General features: G+C 37.3%; 21 protein-coding genes. 8 read left to right on the top strand and 13 right to left on the bottom strand.

Features of this window, described 5'->3' with window-relative positions; all coding sequences use genetic code 11:
* Positions 1-241 precede the first annotated feature (241 nt).
* Both CRT24_RS10325 and CRT24_RS10320 read left to right on the top strand, forming a co-directional pair.
* The gene (locus tag CRT24_RS10325; protein WP_099371162.1) at positions 242-1,651 is read left to right on the top strand and encodes a Gfo/Idh/MocA family protein; all 1,410 of its coding nucleotides are present in this window, start codon (positions 242-244) and stop codon (positions 1,649-1,651) included.
* Positions 1,652-1,801: 150 nt separating this feature from the next.
* Positions 1,802-2,881 (top strand): formylglycine-generating enzyme family protein, encoded by a 1,080-nt coding sequence (locus CRT24_RS10320; RefSeq protein ID WP_099371161.1) that lies wholly within the window; start codon positions 1,802-1,804, stop codon positions 2,879-2,881.
* A gap of 204 nt (positions 2,882-3,085) precedes the next feature.
* Here the strand turns inward: CRT24_RS10320 and carB are convergent, their stop codons facing one another.
* Both carB and CRT24_RS10310 read right to left on the bottom strand, forming a co-directional pair.
* Positions 3,086-5,905: a carbamoyl-phosphate synthase large subunit gene (gene carB, locus CRT24_RS10315; RefSeq protein ID WP_099371160.1), complete on the bottom strand. Its 2,820-nt coding sequence runs from the start codon at positions 5,903-5,905 to the stop codon at positions 3,086-3,088.
* 166 nt (positions 5,906-6,071) lie between these two features.
* The gene (locus CRT24_RS10310; protein ID WP_099371159.1) at positions 6,072-8,324 is read right to left on the bottom strand and encodes a family 20 glycosylhydrolase; all 2,253 of its coding nucleotides are present in this window, start codon (positions 8,322-8,324) and stop codon (positions 6,072-6,074) included.
* Positions 8,325-8,464: 140 nt separating this feature from the next.
* Between CRT24_RS10310 and lipA the strand changes: the two genes are divergently transcribed.
* A complete protein-coding gene (gene lipA / locus CRT24_RS10305) occupies positions 8,465-9,346 on the top strand; it encodes a lipoyl synthase (protein ID WP_099371158.1) in 882 nt (293 codons plus the stop codon).
* 73 nt (positions 9,347-9,419) lie between these two features.
* Positions 9,420-10,325 (top strand): hypothetical protein, encoded by a 906-nt coding sequence (locus tag CRT24_RS10300; RefSeq protein WP_144034552.1) that lies wholly within the window; start codon positions 9,420-9,422, stop codon positions 10,323-10,325.
* Position 10,326: 1 nt separating this feature from the next.
* Here the strand turns inward: CRT24_RS10300 and CRT24_RS10295 are convergent, their stop codons facing one another.
* Positions 10,327-11,970, bottom strand: a complete 1,644-nt coding sequence (locus tag CRT24_RS10295; RefSeq protein ID WP_099371156.1) for an amidohydrolase — start codon at positions 11,968-11,970, stop codon at positions 10,327-10,329.
* Between the two features lie 123 nt (positions 11,971-12,093).
* A complete protein-coding gene (locus CRT24_RS10290) occupies positions 12,094-12,504 on the bottom strand; it encodes a BrxA/BrxB family bacilliredoxin (RefSeq protein WP_099371155.1) in 411 nt (136 codons plus the stop codon).
* Positions 12,505-12,666: 162 nt separating this feature from the next.
* On the opposite strand from CRT24_RS10290, the gene ahcY reads away from it, so the two are divergent.
* Both ahcY and CRT24_RS10280 read left to right on the top strand, forming a co-directional pair.
* Positions 12,667-13,983: an adenosylhomocysteinase gene (gene ahcY / locus CRT24_RS10285; RefSeq protein ID WP_099371154.1), complete on the top strand. Its 1,317-nt coding sequence runs from the start codon at positions 12,667-12,669 to the stop codon at positions 13,981-13,983.
* 145 nt (positions 13,984-14,128) lie between these two features.
* On the top strand, positions 14,129-14,596 hold the full coding sequence (locus tag CRT24_RS10280; protein WP_099371153.1) for a hypothetical protein: 468 nt from the start codon (positions 14,129-14,131) through the stop codon (positions 14,594-14,596).
* On the opposite strand, the gene CRT24_RS10275 is transcribed toward CRT24_RS10280, so the two are convergent.
* The 4 genes from CRT24_RS10275 to upp form a co-directional block, all read right to left on the bottom strand.
* Positions 14,571-15,113 (bottom strand): AAA family ATPase, encoded by a 543-nt coding sequence (locus CRT24_RS10275; protein WP_099371152.1) that lies wholly within the window; start codon positions 15,111-15,113, stop codon positions 14,571-14,573. The genes CRT24_RS10280 and CRT24_RS10275 overlap by 26 nt on opposite strands.
* A 12-nt stretch (positions 15,114-15,125) precedes the next feature.
* A complete protein-coding gene (gene pnuC, locus CRT24_RS10270; protein ID WP_099371151.1) occupies positions 15,126-15,725 on the bottom strand; it encodes a nicotinamide riboside transporter PnuC in 600 nt (199 codons plus the stop codon).
* Positions 15,726-15,958: 233 nt separating this feature from the next.
* Positions 15,959-16,432, bottom strand: coding sequence for a ribonuclease H-like YkuK family protein (locus CRT24_RS10265; RefSeq protein ID WP_099371150.1), 474 nt, complete (start codon positions 16,430-16,432; stop codon positions 15,959-15,961).
* Between the two features lie 101 nt (positions 16,433-16,533).
* On the bottom strand, positions 16,534-17,178 hold the full coding sequence (gene upp, locus CRT24_RS10260) for a uracil phosphoribosyltransferase (RefSeq protein WP_099371149.1): 645 nt from the start codon (positions 17,176-17,178) through the stop codon (positions 16,534-16,536).
* A gap of 117 nt (positions 17,179-17,295) precedes the next feature.
* Here upp and uvrB point away from each other — a divergent pair, with 117 nt between their 5' ends.
* Entirely contained in the window at positions 17,296-19,329 is a 2,034-nt protein-coding gene (uvrB, locus tag CRT24_RS10255; RefSeq protein ID WP_099371148.1) for an excinuclease ABC subunit UvrB, read from the top strand.
* 288 nt (positions 19,330-19,617) lie between these two features.
* Positions 19,618-20,046, top strand: coding sequence for a hypothetical protein (locus CRT24_RS10250; RefSeq protein WP_144034551.1), 429 nt, complete (start codon positions 19,618-19,620; stop codon positions 20,044-20,046).
* 54 nt (positions 20,047-20,100) lie between these two features.
* Here the strand turns inward: CRT24_RS10250 and CRT24_RS10245 are convergent, their stop codons facing one another.
* The 5 genes from CRT24_RS10245 to CRT24_RS10225 all read right to left on the bottom strand — a co-directional run bounded on the left by CRT24_RS10245 (position 20,101) and on the right by CRT24_RS10225 (position 24,814).
* Positions 20,101-22,128: an alpha-galactosidase gene (locus CRT24_RS10245; RefSeq protein ID WP_144034550.1), complete on the bottom strand. Its 2,028-nt coding sequence runs from the start codon at positions 22,126-22,128 to the stop codon at positions 20,101-20,103.
* A 150-nt stretch (positions 22,129-22,278) separates the two neighbouring features.
* Positions 22,279-23,442, bottom strand: coding sequence for an alpha-hydroxy acid oxidase (locus CRT24_RS10240; protein ID WP_099371145.1), 1,164 nt, complete (start codon positions 23,440-23,442; stop codon positions 22,279-22,281).
* A gap of 84 nt (positions 23,443-23,526) precedes the next feature.
* Positions 23,527-23,973, bottom strand: coding sequence for a DUF4488 domain-containing protein (locus tag CRT24_RS10235; protein WP_099371144.1), 447 nt, complete (start codon positions 23,971-23,973; stop codon positions 23,527-23,529).
* Between the two features lie 67 nt (positions 23,974-24,040).
* Positions 24,041-24,562: a DUF4833 domain-containing protein gene (locus CRT24_RS10230; RefSeq protein ID WP_180269111.1), complete on the bottom strand. Its 522-nt coding sequence runs from the start codon at positions 24,560-24,562 to the stop codon at positions 24,041-24,043.
* Positions 24,563-24,628: 66 nt separating this feature from the next.
* Positions 24,629-24,814: a hypothetical protein gene (locus CRT24_RS10225; protein WP_099371142.1), complete on the bottom strand. Its 186-nt coding sequence runs from the start codon at positions 24,812-24,814 to the stop codon at positions 24,629-24,631.
* Positions 24,815-25,235: the final 421 nt, after the last annotated feature.

The following is a 25,235-nucleotide window of genomic DNA, read 5'->3' as shown; positions in this document are numbered from 1 at the left end:
AAAAGCAAACGGTTGTGCAAATTGGACAAACGTTTGCGTGCCTAAATAGTTTTTGTTTTATCATAATTCATATTATTATTGTATTAGTGGTTTGATAATCAAGCCCCTCAACCAAATTATACCATTCGTTAATTTGTGATAAATCAAAATTTGACTGTTTAGTTTGTTTTAAAATAGGTGATTTATAGGGGGACAATGTCCCCCTTTATTTAGTAATTTAGTTTGATAATAAATTTATACTATGAATAACTCCCGTAGAGATTTTTTGAAAAAAGCTGGTTTGTTGTCCAGTGTTGCGATAACATTGCCATCTTTGCAAAATGAGGTGTTCGCGTCTTCTAACTTTAATATGTCAGGATTCGCCGCTCCAAAAATTGAAAAGGTCAAAGTGGCGATCATTGGACTAGGTATGCGTGGTCCAGGTGCTGTAGACCGCATTTCTTATATTGAGGGTGCAGAAATTGTTGCTCTTTGTGATAGACATGCTGACAGGGTGACAAAAGCTCAAACAATCTTAACCAAAAAAGGATTGAACGAAGCTAAAGCTTATTCTGGTGAAGATGGTTGGAAAACCATGCTTAAAAATGAAGACCTTGATCTAGTCTATATCTGTACTCCTTGGGAACTTCACGCTCCAATGGCTATTGAAGCCATGAAATCAGGTGCACACGCCGCAACTGAAGTGCCAATCGGTTTGACGATATCTGAAATCTGGGAAGTAGTGAAAACTTCTGAAGCAACCAAAAAACATTGTATGATGTTGGAAAACTGTTGCTATGATTTCTTCGAAATGTTGACATTGAACATGGTTCGCCAAGGATTGTTCGGTGAATTAGTACACGCTGAAGGTGCATATATCCATGACTTATTGAGCTTAAACTTCGATAAAAAAGGATATGATAATATGTGGAGATTACGTGAAAACATCAAGATGAACGGTAATCTTTACCCAACTCATGGTATCGGCCCGATCGCTCAATGTATGAACATCAATTGTGGTGACAAAATGAATCACTTAGTTGCCATGCAATCCAACGACTTCATGATGGCTGATAAAGCTAGAGAATTGGCTGCTACAGATGAATTCTTCAAAGAATTCGTAGGTAAAAAATACAGAGGTAACATGGATACAACCTTGATCAAAACTGAAAAAGGTAAAACATTAATGGTACAACATGATGTAACTTCTCCACGTCCTTACTCTCGTATCCATTTATTGAGTGGAACTAAAGGTTTTGCTCAGAAATATCCAAAAGAAGGAATCGCTTTCGGACACAGTTTTGTAAAACCAGAAGAATTACAAAAACTATATGATCAGTATACTCCGGACTTGGTGAAATTCATCGGTGAACAAGCTAAACAAGTAGGTGGTCACGGTGGTATGGACTTTATGATGGACTGGAGATTAATCGACTGTTTGCGCAATGGCTTACCTTTGGATCAAACAGTATACGATGGTGCTTCTTGGAGTGCAATCGTACCATTAAGTGTACAATCTGTTGCCAAAAATAGTAGAACAGTGGATATACCTGACTTTACTAGAGGTAACTGGAAAACAAATAAACCACATGACATGACCTTGAACGGCGGTGGAAATACTAAAATCCGTGCAAAAGTTGAGGCTAAAGATGTGCAATTAAACGTACAATAGTTAAAATCCAATATTTTCAACAAAGCCGCCATTTAATGGCGGCTTTTGTTATTTAATAATCCTTTCGGATTTATATCGACTATATCTCCTGATTTCCATTTTTGATTTACTCTGTTATCTTTGTATAAGTGATTTTCTAAACCTGATTCGATGAACATCTTTAAATCAATACCACTTTTCATTATAATATTTGTATCCTGCCAATCCGGAGCCAAGAACAAGGAAACAGTAAATTTTCCTGATTCTGCAGCGATGTGCTATACATCTGCAATTCCCTCCCGATTCTCCGCAATTCAAAAAGATTCGCTCGAAAAAAATATGATAGGGGAGGATAAAAGTGAAATGGTAATGATTGAAGGCGGTACTTTTGAAATGGGAAGCAACAGTTTTCAAGATGCTCAACCCATACATAAAGTTACCGTAAATTCATTTTATATGGACGCTCACGAAGTTACTAATGCGCAGTTCGAAGCATTTGTAAAAGCAACAGGATACATTACGGTTGCCGAAAGGCCATTGGACCCTAAGGATTTCCCCGGAGCTGACCCTTCTTTACTTGTTCCCGGATCAGCCGTATTTAAAGCCCCGAACCAGGTGCAAGGATTGCAGAATCACCTCCAATGGTGGGAATATGTGCCAGATGCAAATTGGCGCCAACCTGAAGGACCAAACAGCTCCATAAAGGGAAGAGAAAACCATCCAGTCACGCAGCTCGCATACCAAGATGCTGAAGCATACGCAAAATGGGCCGGTAAAAGACTCCCAACTGAAGCCGAATGGGAATATGCCGCCAAAGCAGGGAAACACCAACAAGAAACATACTATTGGGGATCCGAAAAATTGGAAAATGGAAAATGGCTAGCAAATATCTATCAAGGTGAGTTTCCAACAAAAAATTCCAAAGAAGATGGATTTGAAAATACAGCTCCGGTGAAGTCATTTCCCCCTAATGCATACGGACTTTACGATATGGAAGGCAATGTATGGGAATGGTGTTCTGATTATTACAGACCCGACTTCTACCAAAACAGTCCAAAAGAAAACCCCAAAGGCCCCGCTGATTCATATGACCCACAAGAACCCGGCACCATCAAAAGAGTTCAACGCGGAGGATCATTCTTATGCAACGACAATTATTGCGAAAGATACAAAGCCGGTAGCCGCGGCAAAGGAGAAATTAATTCCCCAACCAATAATGTGGGTTTTAGGTGTGTCAAGGACTTAAGCTAATTTTTGGATATGAGATATGAGATGTGTGATTTGAGATATTGAATTTATTAATCTTATGAACAACAAAAAACAAGAGCCAAAGTAAAACACTTTGGCTCTCGTTTTTATTTTTGAATCAGATTTTGAGATAATCGCCGCATGATTCTAACTATAATTCTTTGCGACGTCGTTTATCTCATATCTCACTTCTCACATCTCAAATCTCTATTGAGCATTCAAAAACATCGACTTCTTGCTATACAATTCTCTGAAGTGAGGATCGTTCAGGTCTTTGATAAAGCGGATGGCTTCACCTGTTGATTTCATCTCAGGGCCTAATTGTTTGTCAACCTCTGGGAATTTAGAGAATGAGAATACAGGCTCTTTAATTGCATATCCGTTCAGTTTGCGTTCAATAGTGAAATCTTTTAGTTTGTTTTCACCAAGCATTACTTTGGTAGCTATGTTGATGTAAGGAACATCGTATGCTTTAGCAATAAATGGAACAGTACGTGATGCACGTGGGTTAGCCTCGATTACATAAACGTTCTCATCCTTGATTGCAAATTGTATATTCAATAAGCCTCTTACATTAAGAGCTTTTGCCAATTTGATTGTGTACTCTTCCATTTTAGCCTGTACGTTGTCTGAAAGGCTGAATGGAGGTAATACCGCTGAAGAGTCCCCAGAGTGGATACCAGCAGGCTCAATGTGCTCCATCATACCGATGATATGAACATCTTCACCGTCGCAGATTGAATCTGACTCTGCCTCTTCGGCTCTGTCTAAGAAGTGGTCGATCAGAATATGGTTGCCTGGTAGGTTTTTCAATAAGTTTACTACTGCTTTTTCCAAATCTTCATCATTGATCACAATGCTCATCCCTTGTCCACCCAATACATATGAAGGACGAACCAATACAGGGTAACCAACTTCATTGGCTACTTTGATAGCTTCCTCAGCAGAAGTAGCAACACCGTATTTAGGGTATGGAATATCTAAATCTTTCAATAGGTCAGAGAAGCTTCCTCTATCTTCTGCCAAGTCCATGTTTGAGAAATTCGTTCCGATGATCTTAACACCTTCCGCTTCTAAGCGCTCAGCCATTTTCAAAGCTGTTTGACCACCTAATTGAACGATAACTCCTTCTGGTTTTTCAAGCTCGATGATTTCACGAACATGTTCCCAGAAAACAGGCTCAAAGTATAACTTGTCAGCCATATTAAAGTCTGTAGATACCGTTTCAGGGTTACAGTTGACCATGATTGCTTCGTATCCACATTCTTTAGCTGCCAATAACCCGTGGACACAAGAATAATCAAACTCAATACCTTGGCCAATACGGTTAGGTCCTGAACCTAAAACGATGATTTTCTTGCGATCTGAAGTTATAGATTCATTTTCGTCCTCGAAAGTAGAGTAGTAGTATGGTGTTTGAGCTGGGAATTCTGCAGCACAAGTGTCTACCATTTTGTAAACACGACGGATGCCTAATTCTTTACGACGAGCATATACTTCATCTTCTGTTGTATTGCCCAATAACCAAGCGATTTGAATATCTGAATACCCTTTTTGTTTTAAGGTCATAAAGAATTCGCGTGGGATATTGTTTAATTGATATCTACGTAATTCGCCTTCCAATTGAACAAGTTCTTGAATCTGTAGCAGGAACCATTTGTCAATCAACGTAGCTTTGCGTACTGATTCCAAAGGAACTCCTAATTCGAAGGCATCTTTGATATGGAATAGGCGGTCAGCACTTGGATGTTCAAGGCTGTGCATGATTTCTTCTAAGTTTCTAGATTGACGGCCATCAGCACCAAGTCCCGCACGACCAGTCTCAAGAGATTGTGCTGCTTTTTGAAGTGCCTCGATAAATGTACGGCCTATTGCCATAACCTCACCTACAGCTTTCATCTGCAAACCTAACTCTTTATTAGCTCCTTTGAATTTGTCGAAGTTGAAACGTGGAACCTTTACGATTACATAGTCTAATGTCGGCTCAAAGTAAGCAGAAGTATTTTTAGTGATTTGATTCTGCAATTCATCCAAATTGTATCCGATAGCTAATTTCGCAGCGATCTTAGCAATAGGATAACCTGTAGCTTTAGATGCTAAAGCTGATGAACGAGATACACGTGGGTTGATTTCGATAGCGATAATTTCTTCATTTTCTGGATTTACAGAAAACTGAACATTACATCCCCCAGCAAAATTACCAATAGAACGCATCATCTTGATCGCTTGATTACGCATATCTTGGTAACATTTGTCCGAAAGTGTCATACCTGGCGCAACAGTAATCGAGTCACCTGTGTGAATACCCATAGGGTCAAAGTTCTCGATCGTACAGATAATAATGACGTTGTCATTTGTGTCACGCAATAGTTCCAACTCGAACTCTTTCCATCCAAGTACTGCTTGCTCAACCAAAACTTCGTGTGTCGGTGAAGCATGCAAACCACGGTTTAATGCCGCATCAAATTCTTCTTTATTGTGCACAAAACCACCTCCGGTTCCAGCCAATGTGTAAGAAGGACGAATAACTAATGGAAATCCAATTATTTGAGCAGCTTCTTTACCTTCTAAGAAGGAGTTCGCAATTTTTGAGTTTGCTACACCAACGCCAATATCAATCATTAATTGACGGAATTCTTCGCGATTCTCAGTTTTCTCGATAGCAGCTACATCAACTCCAATTACTTTAACATCGTATTTCTCCCAAATACCACGATTTGATGCCTCAATACATAAATTCAATGCTGTTTGACCGCCCATTGTAGGGAGAACGGCGTCGATTTGACGTTCTTGAAGTATCTGTTCGATACTTTCACATGTTAAAGGAAGTAAGTAAACGTGATCTGCTACGACACTGTCAGTCATAATCGTAGCCGGATTTGAGTTAATAATGGAAACGGAAATCCCTTCTTCTTTTAGGGACAATGCAGCCTGTGATCCTGAGTAATCAAACTCACATGCTTGTCCAATAACGATAGGTCCAGATCCAATGATTAATACCGAATTGATGGAGGTGTTTCTAGGCATTATTTTTTATTTCAGTTGTTAAATACAAAAAATTAAGCGAGCTATTGCAGACAGATTTTGCCTTATAGGGAGGTGATATTCCGACTGCTTTGTCGGAGTGCAAAGTTACATTTTTATTTTAATAATGAACGAATAAATTCATTGAAAAAAATAGAAATTTCGTTTGTTAATAAATTACAACCTCGTCAGCAAATAAATATCCATTCATAGGATTGGTTGCCTTAATCTGAATATACCTGGCCATAACGGGTTTCCCTAATTCAATTTCAAATTTTTGAAATTTTAACGCTGGATCAACCGTACTAACCTGATTGATAATCTTCCCAAGTTCGCGGTAGCTTTTACCATTATCTGAAACCAAAACCGTAAATTCTCCCGGAAAATAAACCCCAGGACCTGGAATCTGCATGAAATTCAATGCAACAGACTTTATTTCTTCTCTTCTTTCAAAATCAACAACGATATCAATACCCTTGGTGAATCCTTGCCATTGACCATCCTGATAAGAAAGAGTTCCTTTAACTCCATTTGTTAAAGTTCTATTTTCTTGGGCAGGATAGCCTTCCCATGGAATATTGTACTTCACCTCTTTGCCAATAGCTTTGTGCAAATCCAATTCAATTGTTTCTATAGGACTAACTCTCGTGGAATCTATAAATGAAGCCGCTTTTATAACAGCAGATTTTGATAACTCGATAGGAAGGTTGTAAACTGTTGAGCCACCATTGGGCACCGACCCATCAATCGTATATTTAATGTTGGGTATAAACTGCTCTGACGATAAACTAACCGTGTTTTTTACCTGTGCAGAATCGAATTCAACCTTATTGATCACATTATAGGAAGGTCTGTAATAGTTGACTTCGAGTTTCTGCAAAATTTTATACTGCTGTTGCAGTCTTTTTTGAAAATCTTTCCATGACCTGTTCTCTTGATCAGTCCATACTACTTCTGAAAGTGCCAATGCTCTTGGGAATGCCATATATTCTACTTGCTGAGCATTCGGAATATATTCTGTCCATATATTGGCTTGTGCACCAAGAATATGTTTCCTCTTGTCTTCAGGTAATTCTTCTGGGATAGGATTATAACTATATACTTTTTCTAAAGGAAGATATCCGCCGATTGCCTCAGGTTGAGTCCGAGGGTCTGTTTGATATCCATCGAAATAGAGATATCCACCTGGAGTCATAATGACATCATGACCTGCATTTGCCGCTTGGATGCCTCCTTCCTCGCCTCGCCAACTCATTACTGTTGCACCTTCACTTAAACCACCCTGAAGGATTTCGTCCCAGCCAATCAATTTCCTCCCTTTGGATTGCAGGTACTGATCCATTTGTTTTATCGCATAGGATTGAAGCTCATCTTCCGATTTAAGACTGTCATTTTGCATTAACGCTTGGCATTTTGAACAGTTTTTCCAATGGGATTTGTCGGCTTCATCACCCCCAATATGAATATATTGAGATGGAAAGATCGCCAACACCTCATCAAGCACATTTTTTAAAAATTGATATGTCTTTTCATTTCCCAAACAAAATTCTCCTTGAGTATATGGTTTCCCTGTACATGATAATTCAGGATAAACGGCCAGAACTTCCTCCGAATGCCCCGGCATTTCTATTTCAGGAATGATAGTAATGCCTCTTTTTTCCGCGTAAGCTACCAGTTCCCTGGCTTGGTCTTGGGTATAATAACCACCACTTGCATTCGGACTCCCTTGATCAACGTATTGACGGCCATTGTTCCACCAATCCTTCCATAACATATGCGTTCTCCAGGCTGCCTTTTGGGTTAATTCCGGGTATTGCTTGATCTCCAATCGCCAGCCAGCACCATCAGTTAAATGCCAATGAAAATAATTGAATTTGTATAATGCCAGTAAATCAATGTATTTCTTCAGAAAGTTAAAAGGCATAAAGTTTCGTGATACATCAAGATGCATCCCTCTATACGAAAACCGTGGTTTATCTTCAATTTTCACATAGGGTAAAAACTTGAGGTCATTTAGATAGCTTAATTGAACAAGACTGTATATTCCTGGCAACATCGCTTTGGCAGAATGAGCCTTCAATAGGATCCCGTTCTCATCAATCTCCAATAAATAACCGTTTGGATCTACATGGTCAAATTCTTCAGCTTTTAATAATCGAAGACCTTGGTTATGCTGTTTTTTGAGTTTTTTGATTTGTTCGGAATTGCCAATCTGTAATCCGGGAACCTCACGCAATAATTCGGTGTTCGAAGCAAATTCCTCCGTATAGTATAAATCAATTATTTGGCCCAAGGGAAATTCACCATCCTGAACCATGATTTTTGAAGGCCTAGGAACGATATCAATATCCTGTTCTTGGGAAAATAGGAATAAAGGAGATAAGTATAAGAAGACTAGAAGTACTCTGAAACAATTGACCATATTGGAGAATTGGGGTTTGATTTAAGCAAATATCCAAAAATTCAATACTAAGATAACAATAAATGTTGTGACAAAGTTTTTATGAGATAATCCTAACAATCAATTAATATTAATAATGTAAATATGTTTAACTTTGTCACATGATTGAACTTCCTGTAATTCCAGTAAATCAAACACAGCGTAAACCAGATTGGTTGCGTGTAAAGCTTCCAGTAGGTAAAGAATACCGACATGTTCGCGGTTTGGTTGATGAACATAAGCTACATACAATTTGTGAAAGTGGAAATTGTCCAAATATGGGAGAGTGTTGGGGTGCTGGTACTGCAACCTTTATGATCTTGGGAAATATTTGTACACGTTCATGTTCATTTTGTGCTGTAGCAACGGGTAGACCTCTGCCTGTAGATCTTGATGAACCTAACCGTGTGGCAAACTCAGTCAAATTAATGGGAGTAAAACATTGCGTAATTACTTCGGTTGACCGTGACGATCAAAAAGATGGGGGGTCCCAAATTTGGGCCGAAACCATCTTGGCAATCCGTAGAGAAAGTCCGGAAACAACTTTGGAAACATTGATCCCTGATTTCAAAGGACAGTGGGAAAACTTGGACCGCGTATTAGCAGTACGCCCTGAGGTGGTATCTCACAACATCGAAACTGTAAGAAGACTAACTCGTGAAGTGCGTATCCAAGCGAAATATGACAGATCATTGGAATGCTTGCGCCGTATTTCAGAAGCTGGGTTGAGAACCAAATCAGGCATTATGTTGGGGTTGGGAGAAACAGAAGAAGATGTAATCGAAACAATGCAGGATCTATATAATGTAGGGGTTGATATCTTGACCATTGGTCAATACCTGCAGCCTACTAAAGCCCACCATCCAGTAATTGATTGGGTAACGCCGCAGCAATTTGAAAAATATAAAGAAATCGGATTGAAAATGGGATTCAAATATGTTGAATCTGGCCCATTGGTAAGGTCTTCTTACCACGCCGAAAAGCACTTATTCGATATGCAATAAAATTAAATCCTTAGAATTTCTAAGGATTTTTTTTTGAAAAGCCTTATTTTTAAGAGACATCAATCTCATAAACATGTTTTTCAAAAGAATTTTCTTACCGTTATTTATTCTTTTAATAGCCTTACTATTCTTGATTAGTATATGTTATGCATTGATGGTGCGAACATGGAATGCAAATTGGCCGGAGTGGGCAACTACAGTTATTCCAATCATAATAAGCATTGCCGTGCTGGCAATATTCAAAGATAAATTACTGAAAATCCTGTTGAGAGGTCAGGTAGAAAGTAAAAGGTTAAATAACCAATTGACGATCGTCTTATATATCTGTGTACCTATTCTTACTACGATAATGTTCTCGCCATTAACCCAGAGCATTAAATATAATTTCGGCAAGGTCCTTACCTTAGAAAGTATCAATGACTTAAAACCGAATGAGAGCCCTGCGTTTCTGCAATTAAATGATTGGTATGTTGACAGGATGCGAGTAATTCCGTTAAAAACATTAAGTCGGCCAAATTTATTCAATTTTAATTCCTATCAAGTCAATCTCTTATTTATAGTACCGATCTTTTCAAATAAAGATGCTTACCGATCACATGCCAAAGCATGGTTGGCGTTTGAATATGTTAAGGGATTTTCTAAAAAAGAACTTGAAGAAAGGTTGGATGATGAATTTGTCAAGGGATCAATGACCCATTTTAAAAGAATGAATATTCGAGAATTCCGATATTTGGAAATCTATCCTAGAAATGATAATTATAACGCCTTTATTCAGATGGCTCAAGTTCATAATTACTTTAAAAGTGGATTCGGAACTGTTTATAAAGGTCAAGAAGTGGACCGAGATATATTGTCAGCCTATTTCTTTAAATACTTTTTATTCCTTTTTGCAATAGTTGCAATTCCTGGATTATTTATTATTTCTGGAATATCTCAATTTTTAATAAAGCGTTCTAAGGATAATATTGAAATAGGTTAAGTTATTTTCTTAGGAATTCTGTTTTTCCAGCAATGACTGTTCTCAAGGTTTTGATGTCCCGAAGTTTTTCATTAGGGGCTTTCATAATATCCTCTTCAAGAATCACAAAGTCTGCATCTTTTCCTTTTTCTATGCTGCCACGCTTTTTGTCTTGGAAACATGAATAGGCTGCCCAAATTGTCATCCCTCGGAGGGCCTGCTCGCGAGTAATGGCATTTTCCATTTGAAAACCTCCGTCAGGAAAACCATTCTTGTCTACACGCGCAACAGCAGCATGAAATCCATATAATGGATTGTAATGTTCCACGGGAAAATCACTGCCTAAAGCAAGCAATCCATATTCATCCAAAAGCTTTTTATAAGCATATGCTCCTTTAATCCTATCCGAACCAATTCTGTCTTCTGCCCAATACATATCTGATGTGGCATGCGTAGGCTGAACCGAGGGGATAATCTGGAACTGTTTGAATTTATCAAAATCTGATGGAGCGATAATTTGAGCATGCTCAATACGCCATCTCCGCTTTTTACCATCTTTGAGATACTTGCCATAGGTATCCAGAATAATTCTATTTGCTGAGTCTCCAATAGCATGTGTATTGACCTGAAAATTACTGTTGGCTAATCTCTTGATGATTCTGTCAAATTCTTCGGGGTCTTGCAATAAGAAACCATTCGTAGGCGCATCATTATATGGGTGTAATAAACAAGCACCTCTTGACCCTAAAGCTCCATCTGCCATAAGTTTAAATGACCTGACCGTTAATCGGTCAGACTCAAATGTACCTGCTCTTAAATAATCTCTTATACTCTCATCTGTCGCCGCAACCATCGCATAATCTCGGATTGCTAGAGAATCTTCATTATAGAATATTTTTAATGATTCGATTTGATCTGGAGTCAATCCCGCATCTACTATACTCGTTAAGCCTACTGACAATAATGAATCTTGGGCTCTTCTAAGAATTTTCAGCAAGGCAGAACTTTGATTTTTTGGAATATGATTTCTAACCAGCTGCATGGCATTGTCAATTAAAATTCCATCTGGCAAACCTTCAGCATTAACTGAAATCACACCGCCTTCAACAAAATAAGCACTATCTAAATGTGCTTTTTCCAAAGCTTTAGAATTAACCACAGCAGCATGGTAATCTACCCGGGTTAAATAAATCGGGAGGTCTGGGAAATATTTGTCCAAGGAATCCTTGGTAGGGAAATTTTTGTCTTCCCACAGGTTTTGATCCCAACCATTCCCTACGATCCATTTTTTGTCAGGATTGTGGGCAACATATGTTTTTAATCTTTCAAGAACCTCATTATAAGATAGAGAACCTACAAGATCTACCTCGTCCATAGCTTCAGCTAACATAAAGAAATGAGCATGTGCATCATAAAAACCAGGATAGATGAATTTCCCGTTGACATCTACTTTTTCTTTAGCATCGTATTTATTCAATAAATCTTGAGAGTCTCCAATTTCAACAATTACTCCATTGTTAACTGCAATAGCTTCAACCGTAGAAAAAACAGAATCAACAGTGTATACTTTTGCATTATAAACAATTAAGTCTATCTGCTTGTTAGTTGTACAGCTCAGAAAAAAGCTCAGGAAAAATAGAAAAATTAGGTTTGTTGTAATTTTCATCGTTGTTGTTTGATGATACAGCACAAATGTACTAAGAAAAAGCTGGAATTGATAAAATAGAAAAAGCTTCTTTTATGGTAAAAGAAGCTTTTTCAGTATTCAAAAATCAAAATACAACGATTGTTAGCAGTACTCGTCGAACGCAGCAACTAGGTTGTCCGCAATCATTTGAGCTGGACGGCCTTCAATCATATGTCTTTCTATCATATGTACTAATTTACCATCTTTGAACAAAGCCATTGCAGGCGATGATGGAGGGTAAGGTAACATATATTGACGAGCTTTGTCAACTGCATCTTTTTCCATTCCGGCAAATACAGTAACTAATTTGTCAGGGTGTTTTTCGTTTTTTACGGCAGCTTTAGCAGCTGGACGAGCGTTGGCAGCAGCGCATCCACATACAGAATTCACTACTACGAATACTGTTCCTTCAGAAGGGATAGCGGTATCAACTTCCTCAACAGTCTTTAATTCTTGGAACCCAGCGTCAACTAATTCTTGACGCATTGGAGATACTAAATATTCTGGATACATATTCTTTTTTTCTAATGATTTATGCAAATATAGCGCTAAAAGATGCCATAGTCAAGCCAGTATCCTCAAGAAAATGTCAATTTATGCGGAATAATGCAGCAATGTTTTGAATTGATTTGTGTATCAAGTAATTTTGTGCTTCTATAAACAAAAAGTATAACTATGTCATCATTAGAAACTACCTACGTACCTTACAAAGTAAAAGATATCACTTTAGCTGACTGGGGGCGTAAAGAAATAGAATTAGCAGAAGCTGAAATGCCAGGCCTAATGTCATTGCGCAAAGAATTCGGCGCAACGAAACCCTTAAAAGGTGCTCGCATTGCCGGATGTCTACACATGACTATTCAAACAGCAGTATTAATCGAAACACTTGTTGAACTTGGTGCTGATGTTTCTTGGTCTTCATGTAACATCTTCTCTACGCAAGATCACGCCGCTGCTGCTATTGCTGCCGCTGGTATCCCTGTATACGCATGGAAAGGTATGAATGAGGAAGAATTCAACTGGTGTATAGAACAAACTTTGTTTTTTGGTGAAGATCGCAAGCCTCTAAATATGATCCTTGATGATGGTGGTGACTTGACGAATATGGTATTCGACCAATTCCCTGAGTTAATTGAAGGAATCAAAGGCCTTTCTGAAGAAACAACAACAGGTGTTCACCGCTTGTATGAACGCATGAAAAACGGAACTCTTCACTTGCCTGCAATCAATGTCAATGACTCCGTTACAAAATCTAAATTCGACAACAAATATGGATGTCGTGAATCATTGGTAGACGCTATTCGCCGTGCGACAGACCTTATGTTAGCTGGAAAAGTAGCTGTGGTAGCTGGATTTGGAGATGTTGGTAAAGGATCAGCTGAATCTTTGCGCTCTGCAGGTGTGCGTGTAATCGTAACTGAAATTGACCCAATCTGTGCGCTGCAAGCAGCAATGGAAGGTTATGAAGTGAAGAAAATGGAAGACGCCATCAAAGAAGCTAATATTGTTGTTACAACAACAGGTAATAAAGATATTATCCGCCCTGAGCACTTCAAAGCAATGAAAGATAAAACTGTAGTATGTAATATCGGTCACTTTGATAATGAAATCGATGTAGCTTGGTTAAATGAGAACCACGGAAATACAAAAGTTGAAATCAAACCTCAAGTTGATAAATATACTATCGACGGTAAAGACATCATTCTATTGGCTGAAGGTCGTTTGGTTAACTTAGGATGTGCCACTGGTCACCCTTCATTTGTAATGTCAAACTCTTTCACCAACCAAACGCTAGCACAATTAGAACTTTGGACCAACACTGATCAGTATAAAAAAGAAGTATACACGCTTCCTAAACATTTAGATGAAAAAGTAGCTCGTCTTCACTTAGCTCATATCGGTGTAGAATTGGATGTATTGACTCCGGAACAAGCCGAATATATAGGTGTTACCGTAGAAGGACCTTACAAACCTGAAGCTTATAGATACTAGAATAGTATTTAGTAGATAGTATTTAGTAGATAGTATTTAGTAATTAGATATTCTTAAAGCCCCTAATCTTAAATTAGGGGCTTTTTTTGATTGATTGCTAGGGTTACTTTTGGTAATTTCTGTGTATTAATGAATAAACCAATTTATGAGTCGGTTCAAGTTTTTATTGATTGCATTAATCTCTCTTATTTTTTCTTCTTGTTCATTCTTTTATCCTCAATATTTCATTAATAAGCTGGATGAAGACGTAATCTTGAAAGTCTTTCCTTCCACAGTAATGGAAGTGAATCAAATAAAACTAATTAATTTGCCATTGGAAGGATATAAAGAGGAAAACTTCTCTGCTGAAGATAAGACTATTGATACACTAAATCTTATTGAAGCCAATACAGCATATTGGGTGGTAAAGATTCCTGCTAAAAGCGTTACTTATCTTTACAACTTAAATAGCAATGATAGAAAACCAGAATTTTGGGAGATCTCTACAACTACTGGGAGTAAAAGGTTAAATGCAGAAGAAATCTATGAAAATTCCCATAGAAATAATCCCGTTAAGTTTTGGGGAGTTAAAACCTATTTTGAACTGCCTATTGATTTATTAAAAAAGATTTAACAGCCTTCAGACCATTTTCTAATCTTTGATTTTCCAAACCCGAAACTATGCTGTAATTAGCTTCAATTGAAGATAATTCCTTTTTCCATACCTTCATAAAGTGCTCTCTTTCGTTAGGGAAATCTCGCAACGGATCATCTTCCCAAGGTAAATCAATATCCATCAGCAGATATAAATCATATTTTCTTAGACTAATTTCATCCGTTACCTCCACAGGTGTATGTCCAAAAAGATGGTCAGACCAAATCTTAACAGTTAAGATAGTGGTGTCGCAAATCAATAAATTATTGGATGCTGATGAAGTTAATGCCTCTTCTAATGCTAGCTGACCATAAAACATATTTACTTCATCCTGCAAAGTATATTGTTTGTTCAGGTTCTGGCAATAGAATCGCGCATATTCAGGGACACAAACTGTATCTAGTTTTTCCGCTAAGTAGGATGCCATCGTAGATTTTCCAGTAGATTCTGGACCTACAACAGCTATTTTTATGACCTTATTGTTTTTGGAATGCATAAGTTGGCAATATTACTGAAATTTTTGATAGGTTTTCAGCCAATCACGATAACCATTCCATGCTATGATGGCAAATGCAAAATATAGGATGGCAGTCAATAAGAGATCCTTGTGGAAATAAAGAGGGATATAACATATATCAACAAAAACCCATAATAACCAATTTTGTAGAACTTTTCTGGTCATAAGAAATTGAGCAACAAAACTTGTTGCGGTACAGAAACCATCTGCATAGGGCACATCGGTGTCCGTAAATTTATCCAAAACCAATCCTAATACAGCAGATAAAACTGCAATAATCAAAACAGTGACCATCATCTGTTTAGTATTGAAGGAACTGATAGGTTTGTCATCAGAATGAGCCCTTTTATTCCAATAATACCAACCATAAATTGCAGTGCTCAAAAAATAGATCTGCAATACAGAATCACCATATAATTTGTTGTGATAAAATATATAGAGATAGGTGAGGACTGAAATAATACTAATTGGCCAATTCCAGATGTTTTGTTTTGCCGCTAGATAAACGCATAGAAAACCAGTTATGGTTGCTAACCATTCGAGAGGGGAGGTTAAAAGAAACTGTTCATATAGTTGATGGAAAAAATCCATAAAGTAGAAGCTGTTAATTTTCGTTGAATAAAGATAATAACTTCTTTGAGTTTTATTTCATTGAATAAATCAGTCAAGAAAGGGTTAGCAATAATTAATTTTTACTAAAAAATAAGGGAGAAGAATTTACCTGACCTAAGGAATTAGATCAAAAAGAGGGGAGAAGTTTATAACCTTCAATTATTTGGGATAATTAAAGATTGCAATAATTGGATAAAAAGAATCTTTAACAGTTATTGGACCAGTTTATTGGCACAATTTGTACTTGCAAAAGATTCAGGTTTCGCCTTAAAGATAAAACCCATTCCTAAGATATAACCCATGGCTTCTTTGAGTGCGGTGTTAGACTGGAAATTGGGATTTGTATTGATGTCGGCGTGGACTTCTAGATCGATTTGATATTGATCCAGTAAAGGACAAAGTTCGTAGGCTGTTTCTATAGAATGCTGAACTTCCAAAAGCATTCTCTCTTTGATGGACATGTTGTGGCTTTTTTTATCTTTCCTGATAAACATAAATCCACCTCTGTGCTCCCTGAGGAAGACAACAACAGTCGCAAACTCAACAGTTCCTCTTTTTACTTGAGAATCTGTGCCGATATAAACCTTGAGTTTGTTACCTGCGTTTTTCTCCCTAATGATGGTCTCCTCAACTGCAGACCATAATGGAAGCCTTATTGTCTCTCCGTTGTATTTTTGCCATTCCATAGTATGAAAATTTGTTTACTAAATTTACGGATATGTGGTTCATTATCTTGATTTTAAATGTTAACTAATTAATAAATGTATGTTTCCTAATGGTAAGTAAACTATTCCTTATTGCCGAATGCCAAATCGCCAGCATCGCCAAGCCCCGGAACAATATAAGATTTGCTGGTAAGCTCATTGTCAACGGCACCAATCCATAACTGAACATCCGGAAGAAATGCCCTTACATGCTGAAGACCTTCCTCAGAAGCAATAATAGTAGCAATATGCAATTCTTTGATATCATAATCGCTCAGTAAATCTTTGCAACATAATACCAAACTGCGACCGGTCGCTAACATAGGATCAGCCATAATAACGACCTTGCCATCTAAATTTGGTGTGTTTTGATATTTTTTGTGAATCTCAAACTCACCACTCTTTTTCGTATGTCTATAGGCTGCGATGAAAGCACTGTCAGCACCATCAAAATAATTCAGAAGTCCTTGATGGAATGGTAAACCTGCCCTAATAATGGTAGCAATAACCGGTTGAGTACTCAATAAATGAGTATTTGCAACTCCTAATGGCGTATCCACTTCAGAACTCTTGTATTCAAAAGTTTTGGAAATTTCATAGGCCATAATTTCCCCCAAACGTTCTAGGTTCCTCCTAAAACGCATCCTGTCCGTTTGAATATTCACATCCCTTAGTTCTGCTAAGAAATGATTTGCAATGCTGTTTTGTTTTGTTAGTATAGTGACCATGACAAAAAGTCTTGTTGAATACCAAAATAACAATAATTTTTTGGATTATTTTGTTTGCAGTTCATATATCTGGATTGGGAATAATATTTGATAACTTAGGGGTACGAAAGGCACTCTATGAAATTTCAATTAACTTCAGAATATAAACCCACAGGTGACCAACCCGCAGCAATCGAACAATTGGTAGCAGGTGTAAACCAAGGGGAAACTTATCAAACGTTATTGGGAGTTACAGGATCTGGTAAAACGTTTACCGTAGCTAACCTTATCCAAGAAACTCAGAAACCAACTTTGATCTTAAGCCATAATAAAACTTTAGCTGCCCAACTGTATGGAGAGTTCAAGCAATTCTTCCCCAATAACGCGGTCAACTACTTCGTTTCTTATTATGATTATTATCAACCGGAGGCATTCATCGCCCATACCAACACCTATATCGAGAAGGATTTGGCAATCAATGAGGAAATTGAAAAACTGCGGCTCGCAACAACGTCATCCTTGATGTCTGGAAGAAGAGACGTTATCGTCGTATCTTCTGTTTCTTGTATCTATGGTATGGGAAACCCTGAAGACTTCTCACGATCTATTTTCCGGTTTGGTGTAGGTACAACAATCAGCAGAAATGCTTTCCTACATAAGTTGGTCGAAATTCTTTATGCAAGAACCACTTCCGAATTCAAAAGAGGGACATTTAGAGTGAAAGGAGACACAATTGATGTCTATCCTGCCTATTTGGATACAGCATATAGAGTTTCCTTCTTTGGGGATGAGATCGATGAGCTGAGTGAAATCGACCCTGTGTCTGGAAGAACTATTGAAAAACACGAAAGTTTAGCCCTGTTCCCGGCAAACCTTTTTGTGACACCAAAAGAAAAATTCACCCAATCAATTTGGTCAATCCAGGATGAGTTAGTTGCTCGAAAGTCGCAGCTCGAAGATGAAGGCAAGATGTTGGAGGCAAAGAGACTTGAAGAACGCGTTAACTACGATCTTGAGATGATGCGTGAATTGGGCTATTGCTCCGGAATTGAGAACTACTCAAGATTCTTTGATGGAAGGCAGCCCGGTATGAGACCATTCTGTTTATTGGATTATTTTCCAGAAGATTATCTTTTGGTAATCGATGAAAGCCATGTAACTATTCCTCAATTAAGAGCTATGTATGGTGGTGACCGGTCTAGAAAAATTTCCTTGGTGGAGCATGGATTTAGATTGCCGGCAGCACTGGACAATCGTCCGCTGAATTTTCCAGAATTCGAATCCCTTACCAATCAAACCATATATGTTTCGGCAACTCCTGGAGACTATGAATTGCAACAAACAGAAGGTGTCGTGGTAGAGCAGGTTATCCGCCCAACAGGGTTATTGGATCCTGTCGTAGAAGTAAGACCTGCGGTAAATCAAGTAGACGACCTTTTGGAAGAAGTTGATAAAACTATTAAAGAAGGTGGAAGGATCCTTGCAACTACTTTGACAAAACGTATGGCTGAAGAATTGACCAAATATATGACGAAACTGAATATTAAAGTTCGTTATATCCATTCCGAAGTGAAAACATTGGAACGGGTAGAAATTCTAAGAGGATTGCGTCTTGGAGAATTCGATGTCTTGGTAGGAGTGAATTTACTAAGGGAAGGATTAGACTTACCTGAAGTAACCTTAGTGGCTATATTGGATGCTGATAAAGAAGGCTTCCTGAGGTCGGAAAGGTCATTGATCCAAACAATCGGACGTGCTGCAAGGAACGATAAAGGTCGGGTGATTATGTATGCCGATAAAATGACGGACAGTATGCAGGTCACTATTGATGAAACCAACAGAAGAAGAGATAAACAAATCGCCTATAACCTTGAACACGGAATCACCCCACGTACCGTAGGAAAGACAAAAGAAGAAATCTTGGAACAAACCTCCGTTGCTGACTTTAAAGGTGAACCAAAAGCATATATTGAACCAGAACCAGGCGCCGCAGTTGCTGCAGATCCATTGATCGAATATATGAGTGAAAAGGAAATGAAGAAGTCAATCGATACAGTGAGAAAACGTATGGAAAAAGCTGCAAAAGAAATGGAATTCTTGGAAGCAGCGAAATTGCGCGATGAAATGTTCGCTCTAGAAAAAGCCTACGAAGAAAAGTTTGGGAAGAGGTAAATTAGACTAGACATTAGAAAGTAGATATGAGATGTGAGATATGAGAAAGTGGAAAGGAATTGTGTTTAGACAAGAGACAAAAGACATAAGACATTAGAATTGGTAGGGCTAAATTTTTAGCTGTTAAAAGATTTTTCAATAGTTTCCTCATCGCGAGATGAGGAAATTATTATTTAAGTATTATTCGAAGGTACAGGACAAAAAAAAAATTGTAAAAGGGTTAAATCGTTTATTGTAGTTAAACCAAACTAATTTCGATGAGTCAATAATCAAACTAACTATTTTACTATGAAAGCTTTACGTTTGATTTTTCTGATGTCATTTTATTGCCTTTTTACATGCTACGCATTTTCTCAAGATTCAAAATCTCTTGTTATTTCTAATATGAATAGCAATGAAATATTGGACAATCTAAAGAGGTTCTCGCTCGAAAACGACTATTTTATTCAAAATATGGATAAGGAAAATGGCTTTGTCCAATTGTATTATTTATCTAAAGGGAAAGGCTTGTTTACGAGTGAGTATAGATTGATGATAAATATATTTGTAGTTTCTCATGCTGAAAATGAAAATATTCTTACTCTTCAAATTAAGGCTGATGAAATGTATACCAAAGATTTTATGACTTATTATAAGGATTTGGGGATATTGCCAGAAGGGAAATCCTATACCGATTTATTGGGCTTGATAAAACAATTTTTTGATAGGCTAAACTAATGCAATCAATGCCTTTATAAATAAGAATGCCAAAGTCAATCTCGTAAGTAATCCCTACTCCTTTACCAACCGAAATACCTTGGCGCCCGCACTTTCAAATCCTATATTCAATTCGGAATTACTGCTTTTTTCTACTTGGCTGATTAAGTCCTTCATCTTAAAATTTCCTGTCAATCCAATCTCCTTTAAATCAAAGGCTATGTTTGCAACCTCAGGTTTAAAATTAAAGGCAATAAGGTATAAATTCTTTCCATCTTTCTTAAAATAAAGATTACTGCTTTTATTGTCCTTGAACACGGGGAGTGGCCTAAAACTTTTTCCATTTTTGACAATACTTAGGATTTCTCGATTTTGGAGAATAGGTTCCATTTCCTTTTGCCATTCAGCAGTTTTTGAAAAGTCATCTCCCAATATCAAGGGGCCCGCTACAACTCCTGAAAGAAACCTGGCAATATTAGTGTCGTGTGATTCGCCAGTAAAAACTAAATGATCTGCATCGATATAATCATAAAGATAGGTTTGCCACCAGCCAAAAGTAACCGAATTCAAGGTGTAGGCTGTTTGATCCATGGTTTTCCAAGCATCACAAGCAATTCTTCGCATATGCGCATATTTATAGCTCGCTAGGGAAGGAGAAATGGCCGCATATATCAGCATTTGATTATCTAAAATATCATTGAGATTCTTCATGCCTGCTGCATAAGCTTGCATACCCGTTTTAATTGTTGGGTCGTAAAATCCTGTTGATTCAATTGCTGCGTGTGATAGGAAATCAATCTTTATCATTTTGAATCCACAATCTTTAAGTCTTTGTAGAATAAACTTCATTCTAGCTATTGTTCCTGGATGTGTAGGGTCCAACGCTCGACCACCATCCAACTCATGATAGCCTTTGCTGGTCTTGGTCCACATTTCCCCAAAAGTATAATCTGAGCCTTCCGCTTTTCGGGAAGGACCGCTTTTATAACCCCAATCTGTAAAAGGTGCCCAATAAACTCCAGGCTCAAGACCCGCCAATTTACAATAAGTAGCAAACTCCTGAAGTTTGCTATAATCTCCTGACATCCCTCCAGGGACCATATTGTCCCAAAATGAATCCAAATCAATATAAGCCTTCCCATTTTCATTCCTAAAATCCGGAAGGTTGCTCTTAAAGTAATCAACAGAGACAGTAGCATTTTCCCAAGATAAATCTTGTTGAATAACCCCCCAACTGTTCCATCCAACTGGAGTGCCTCCTTCCCAAGTTTGAAGGTAGGGAGGAAATAATTTTCTTTGAAACTTAGCAAATTCTTCCATACCATCTTGCCAATTACTAGCATAAGAGATAAATATCTTCGGAGACCTGATGATATTACCTTCTACAAATCCATGACCCATAGAATCTCGAGTTAAGGTAACTTCTGTGTATCCATTTTTGATCGAAAGTTCAGTAAGGTTATCGCTTTGATTTTTTGCCAAAATTCCAGTTTTCCAAGCAGATTGATCTAAGGAGGCGGCAATTAAACCTGCTTGTGACTCTTGATTATATAATATACCTACTTCTGAGCTCTCATATGTTGTATCTGTCAACTCTATTTGATCATATGAAATAAAGGTATCGTTATCAAAAGGAACCTTTACAGCAGTTAAGTTTTTGTTGGCCAGGAGATTCTGAGGAATAATGTTAAACGGTAAAATAGAGTTTGAACTAATATTTTTCCCCTTAATTATTATTTCAAGAACGATAAAGGATGAATTATCATAAAAATAGAAGTTTTGCAGGGTTTTCAAGCCTTTTCCAGCAGGGCGCTCAATGGAATAACAGATTCCTGATCCCGCATTGTCCTTGAATTTCTGCTTCAATGCTCGAGTAGTAGGAAGGTTTAAGGTTTCAATTTCGCTACCTTTAAGTTGAATGCTAGAAAATGCATGTTCAAAAATAGGATCATTGTTTTGGTATAATGAAAAGGACCCTGTTTTCAGGTTGTATTTAAACTCCTGATTGTTTTTTAATTGAACTGCTATCTGCGCTTGAGAAAATTTTATGGAAAGAATGAATAGACTTGTTAGCCAAAATAGGTTTATGTAATTTAATCGCATTATGTTTAGGTTGTAGATTGTAAAAAAATCAAGAATCTTTTTTTTGATTTTTTTACAATCTACAACAAAAATCTGGTTGTTAGGAATCCTAAAACGCAAAAAATTGGCCTACATGTTTAAGTAAACCAATTTTTACAATTATATATTGAATTATAATAATCTAGACGGGAATTGATTAATGTTTTCAATGCTTAATTGTTGCATCACTTGGTAGAGTTGAGCTTTGAACATGTTAATCGTATGGTCTCCACCTTCATCTCCCAAAGCACCAACGCCATACATAAATGGTCTACCCATAAAATTGAATTCTGAACCGACTGCATAGGCCCTTCCTAAATCAACACCAGATCTGATACCTCCGTCCATCATGATTTTCAACTTATTTTTATATGCTGGGTTTTGAGTCAATCGAATCAAGGAATGGATTGAAGATTCTCCAGCGTCAATTTGCCTCCCACCATGATTGGACACGATGACTCCATCGACACCAATAGAAATTGCAGCATCCATGTCTTCCTGAGTGGCTATACCTTTTAACACAAGTGGACCCTTCCAAATATCACGAATGGCTTGAACCTTCTGTATATTCACTTTGCCGGTGAATGTTTTGTTCATAAATTGTCCTAATTGAGAAAGATCAAGACCTTTTTCCATATACGGTTTTAATGTTGCAAAACTAGGTATCCCATGTTGGAGAGTCTTGATTCCCCATTCTGGACAGATTAGGGCTTGTGCCACATTACTGATGTTCATCTTAGGAGGCATAGAAAGCCCGCTCTTAATCTCTCTATACCGAAGGCCAAATGAAGGAACATCAACTAAAACTACTAAAACCGGACATTCAACCGCTTTGAGCCTGTCCAAGATATCATCCCTTAAACGGTCTTCGGTAGGGTGATATAACTGAAACCAGGCCTCACCATCAGATACTTCAGCAATGCGCTCAATGCTACTCGTAGAAACAGTGCTTAAGATATATGGTATATTGTTTTTCGCAGCAGCTTTCGCTAAAATCTCTGGTGCATTGGGCCACATAAGACCTTGAAGTCCTATTGGGGAAATCCCAAATGGAGCACTATAGCGTTTGCCAAAAAGCTCAACGGACATGTCTATTTCTCCAGATACATGTAAATATTGAGGCTTTAATAATATGTTGTCAAAATCATTTTCATTTCTCGCTAAATTTAGTTCCTCGTTACATCCGCCTTCTAAATAGTCAAAGGCAAATTTTGGAATTCTCCATTTAGCTCTCTTCTTTAAATCTGCAACTGAAGGATACCCCGTATGGTAAGGATATTTGATCTTTACACTCATAACAATTATTAAGATATAGGTTGTAAAGCGAAATTACGGTTAAAATATTGAAATATCCATCCTGTGCTATATGCTAATTTCATTTTATCGAATATGAACACGCTCATATATTTCTTGGTATTCAAGAGGTGTACCGTTTTGGTCTGCTGTATAAAAAGTTAGGTATAATTGATTATTTCCATTTGTTAATAAATATGGGATCTTTAAAGTTTGTCCAATCATATTACTACCAATTGAAGGGCCTTGTTTTGCAATTTTTTCTGTTAAAATACCAGTGTCACTGATTTCTAAAGATCCTTCCAAAGTTCCTATCAAATGGATATCTGTTAAGCTTAAGTTCGTGAAGCCCAAATCTGACCTAATATGTTTAAAAATTGGAGCTTTTACTGCCAAGGAATCAGAAGCAGAATTGGCTTTCATAAATTTCAATTGCCAAAGGCCTTCAAGGTTATTGACATCTGATGATTTTTGTTGTGCATAACAACTAAAAATCATAAAAATGGATAGGAATAAAGTGATTAATGCTTTCATAATAAATAAAATTGATTTATAATATGTTTAATATAAAGAAATTATATTGAACATAAATATCGGTCAATTAAATTTCAAGCTTTAAAATTACTTCTTTGTTTTTGTGGGTTCCGTAAAATAATATATAATCTAATTTGGTGCTAAATCCTGAAGTTCCGTCTTTTATACGAATAAATAATCTATTGACTTTGATTTTTACACCATTGACCGTAGTTTCTACGTAGGCTTTTCCTTTGGAAGGAATGGTTAGATATAACTTTTGATCTGGGAGTGATACGATGGCAAGTTCATAGTGATTTGCGTTGATTTTATCGATATCAATGCCGTATGCAAAGTTTTTCTGAATGGCGGTTAAAGGTTTTATTTCCCCATTTTTGTCAAATAATTGGCGGGTAACTTTAACGGGCTCATCCGTATCAATTTTATGGTTATTGCTGTAATTAATGGAATAAATAAATGCATTCTTACCTCTGTTATGTTGGATGTAGAACAATAATCCATCGTTGGAAGTTGGTTTTGGATAACCATCCTGACAAAAGGCTTGAAATGAAGATACGAATATCAGTACTACTAAGATAAACTTGGTCATGTACATTAATTTTGTACGAAAGATACTGATATTCGCATTAACAGATAGTGAAATTTTCGTTAAAGATTAATTAGTGCCTCCACGGCCACCACCAAATAATTTTGAAATTAACCAAATCACTAATACTACTGCCCCTACAACTAATATAATACCCCACCACATTCCTGCTTTGAATATTCCTTCAATTAAAGAACAACTACTGAAAAGGGTAGTGGTAAGAGCAATCGCTAAAAATCCTATATATCTATTCATAATATCTTTTTTTGTTAAACAATAAAGAGACCGAAAAGTTTGCTCATACTCGATTAAAAGCAGTAAAATAATAAGGGGCTGTCTCCTATGTTTGTGTCAAGCAAATGTAGGAGACATTTTTAGTTTTATAGATTTGCTGTATTTAGTGAAAAGAGGGAGAGCCTAGGGCTGTCTTAGTAGCTTTTTTAGCATACTGATTTTTAGAGATGGCCTTCCTCTTTTTCGCTTCCTAAGACAGAACAGAATGTAAGGCGGAATTACAGTCCAGCTTGAATATCCATCAGGAGACAAGTCCAAGGGAAGTTTCACTATTGATTTTTCAGTTTCACATCAAAAAATTAACATGAAAACACTCAAGCAGGTCGTTGGCATTGACGTCGGTAGTAAGGAACTGGTCGTATGCTTTGGCAAGATCTTTTCC

The sequence above is a fragment of the Sphingobacterium sp. 1.A.5 genome (assembly GCF_002734235.1).
GTDB lineage: Bacteria > Bacteroidota > Bacteroidia > Sphingobacteriales > Sphingobacteriaceae > Sphingobacterium > Sphingobacterium daejeonense.
Note: the sequence above shows the minus strand (reverse complement) of the source record. Positions and strands in the feature narration are given on the sequence as shown.

Excerpts from the sequence above, each read along its gene's own strand:
- CRT24_RS10325 (WP_099371162.1), top strand. The coding sequence starts at position 242 with ATGAATAACTCCCGTAGAGATTTTTTGAAAAAAGCTGGTTTGTTGTCC.
- CRT24_RS10320 (WP_099371161.1), top strand. The coding sequence starts at position 1,802 with ATGAACATCTTTAAATCAATACCACTTTTCATTATAATATTTGTATCC.
- carB (WP_099371160.1), bottom strand. The coding sequence starts at position 5,905 with ATGCCTAGAAACACCTCCATCAATTCGGTATTAATCATTGGATCTGGA.
- CRT24_RS10310 (WP_099371159.1), bottom strand. The coding sequence starts at position 8,324 with ATGGTCAATTGTTTCAGAGTACTTCTAGTCTTCTTATACTTATCTCCT.
- lipA (WP_099371158.1), top strand. The coding sequence starts at position 8,465 with ATGATTGAACTTCCTGTAATTCCAGTAAATCAAACACAGCGTAAACCA.
- CRT24_RS10300 (WP_144034552.1), top strand. The coding sequence starts at position 9,420 with ATGTTTTTCAAAAGAATTTTCTTACCGTTATTTATTCTTTTAATAGCC.
- CRT24_RS10295 (WP_099371156.1), bottom strand. The coding sequence starts at position 11,970 with ATGAAAATTACAACAAACCTAATTTTTCTATTTTTCCTGAGCTTTTTT.
- CRT24_RS10290 (WP_099371155.1), bottom strand. The coding sequence starts at position 12,504 with ATGTATCCAGAATATTTAGTATCTCCAATGCGTCAAGAATTAGTTGAC.
- ahcY (WP_099371154.1), top strand. The coding sequence starts at position 12,667 with ATGTCATCATTAGAAACTACCTACGTACCTTACAAAGTAAAAGATATC.
- CRT24_RS10280 (WP_099371153.1), top strand. The coding sequence starts at position 14,129 with ATGAGTCGGTTCAAGTTTTTATTGATTGCATTAATCTCTCTTATTTTT.
- CRT24_RS10275 (WP_099371152.1), bottom strand. The coding sequence starts at position 15,113 with ATGCATTCCAAAAACAATAAGGTCATAAAAATAGCTGTTGTAGGTCCA.
- pnuC (WP_099371151.1), bottom strand. The coding sequence starts at position 15,725 with ATGGATTTTTTCCATCAACTATATGAACAGTTTCTTTTAACCTCCCCT.
- CRT24_RS10265 (WP_099371150.1), bottom strand. The coding sequence starts at position 16,432 with ATGGAATGGCAAAAATACAACGGAGAGACAATAAGGCTTCCATTATGG.
- upp (WP_099371149.1), bottom strand. The coding sequence starts at position 17,178 with ATGGTCACTATACTAACAAAACAAAACAGCATTGCAAATCATTTCTTA.
- uvrB (WP_099371148.1), top strand. The coding sequence starts at position 17,296 with ATGAAATTTCAATTAACTTCAGAATATAAACCCACAGGTGACCAACCC.
- CRT24_RS10250 (WP_144034551.1), top strand. The coding sequence starts at position 19,618 with ATGAAAGCTTTACGTTTGATTTTTCTGATGTCATTTTATTGCCTTTTT.
- CRT24_RS10245 (WP_144034550.1), bottom strand. The coding sequence starts at position 22,128 with ATGCGATTAAATTACATAAACCTATTTTGGCTAACAAGTCTATTCATT.
- CRT24_RS10240 (WP_099371145.1), bottom strand. The coding sequence starts at position 23,442 with ATGAGTGTAAAGATCAAATATCCTTACCATACGGGGTATCCTTCAGTT.
- CRT24_RS10235 (WP_099371144.1), bottom strand. The coding sequence starts at position 23,973 with ATGAAAGCATTAATCACTTTATTCCTATCCATTTTTATGATTTTTAGT.
- CRT24_RS10230 (WP_180269111.1), bottom strand. The coding sequence starts at position 24,562 with ATGACCAAGTTTATCTTAGTAGTACTGATATTCGTATCTTCATTTCAA.
- CRT24_RS10225 (WP_099371142.1), bottom strand. The coding sequence starts at position 24,814 with ATGAATAGATATATAGGATTTTTAGCGATTGCTCTTACCACTACCCTT.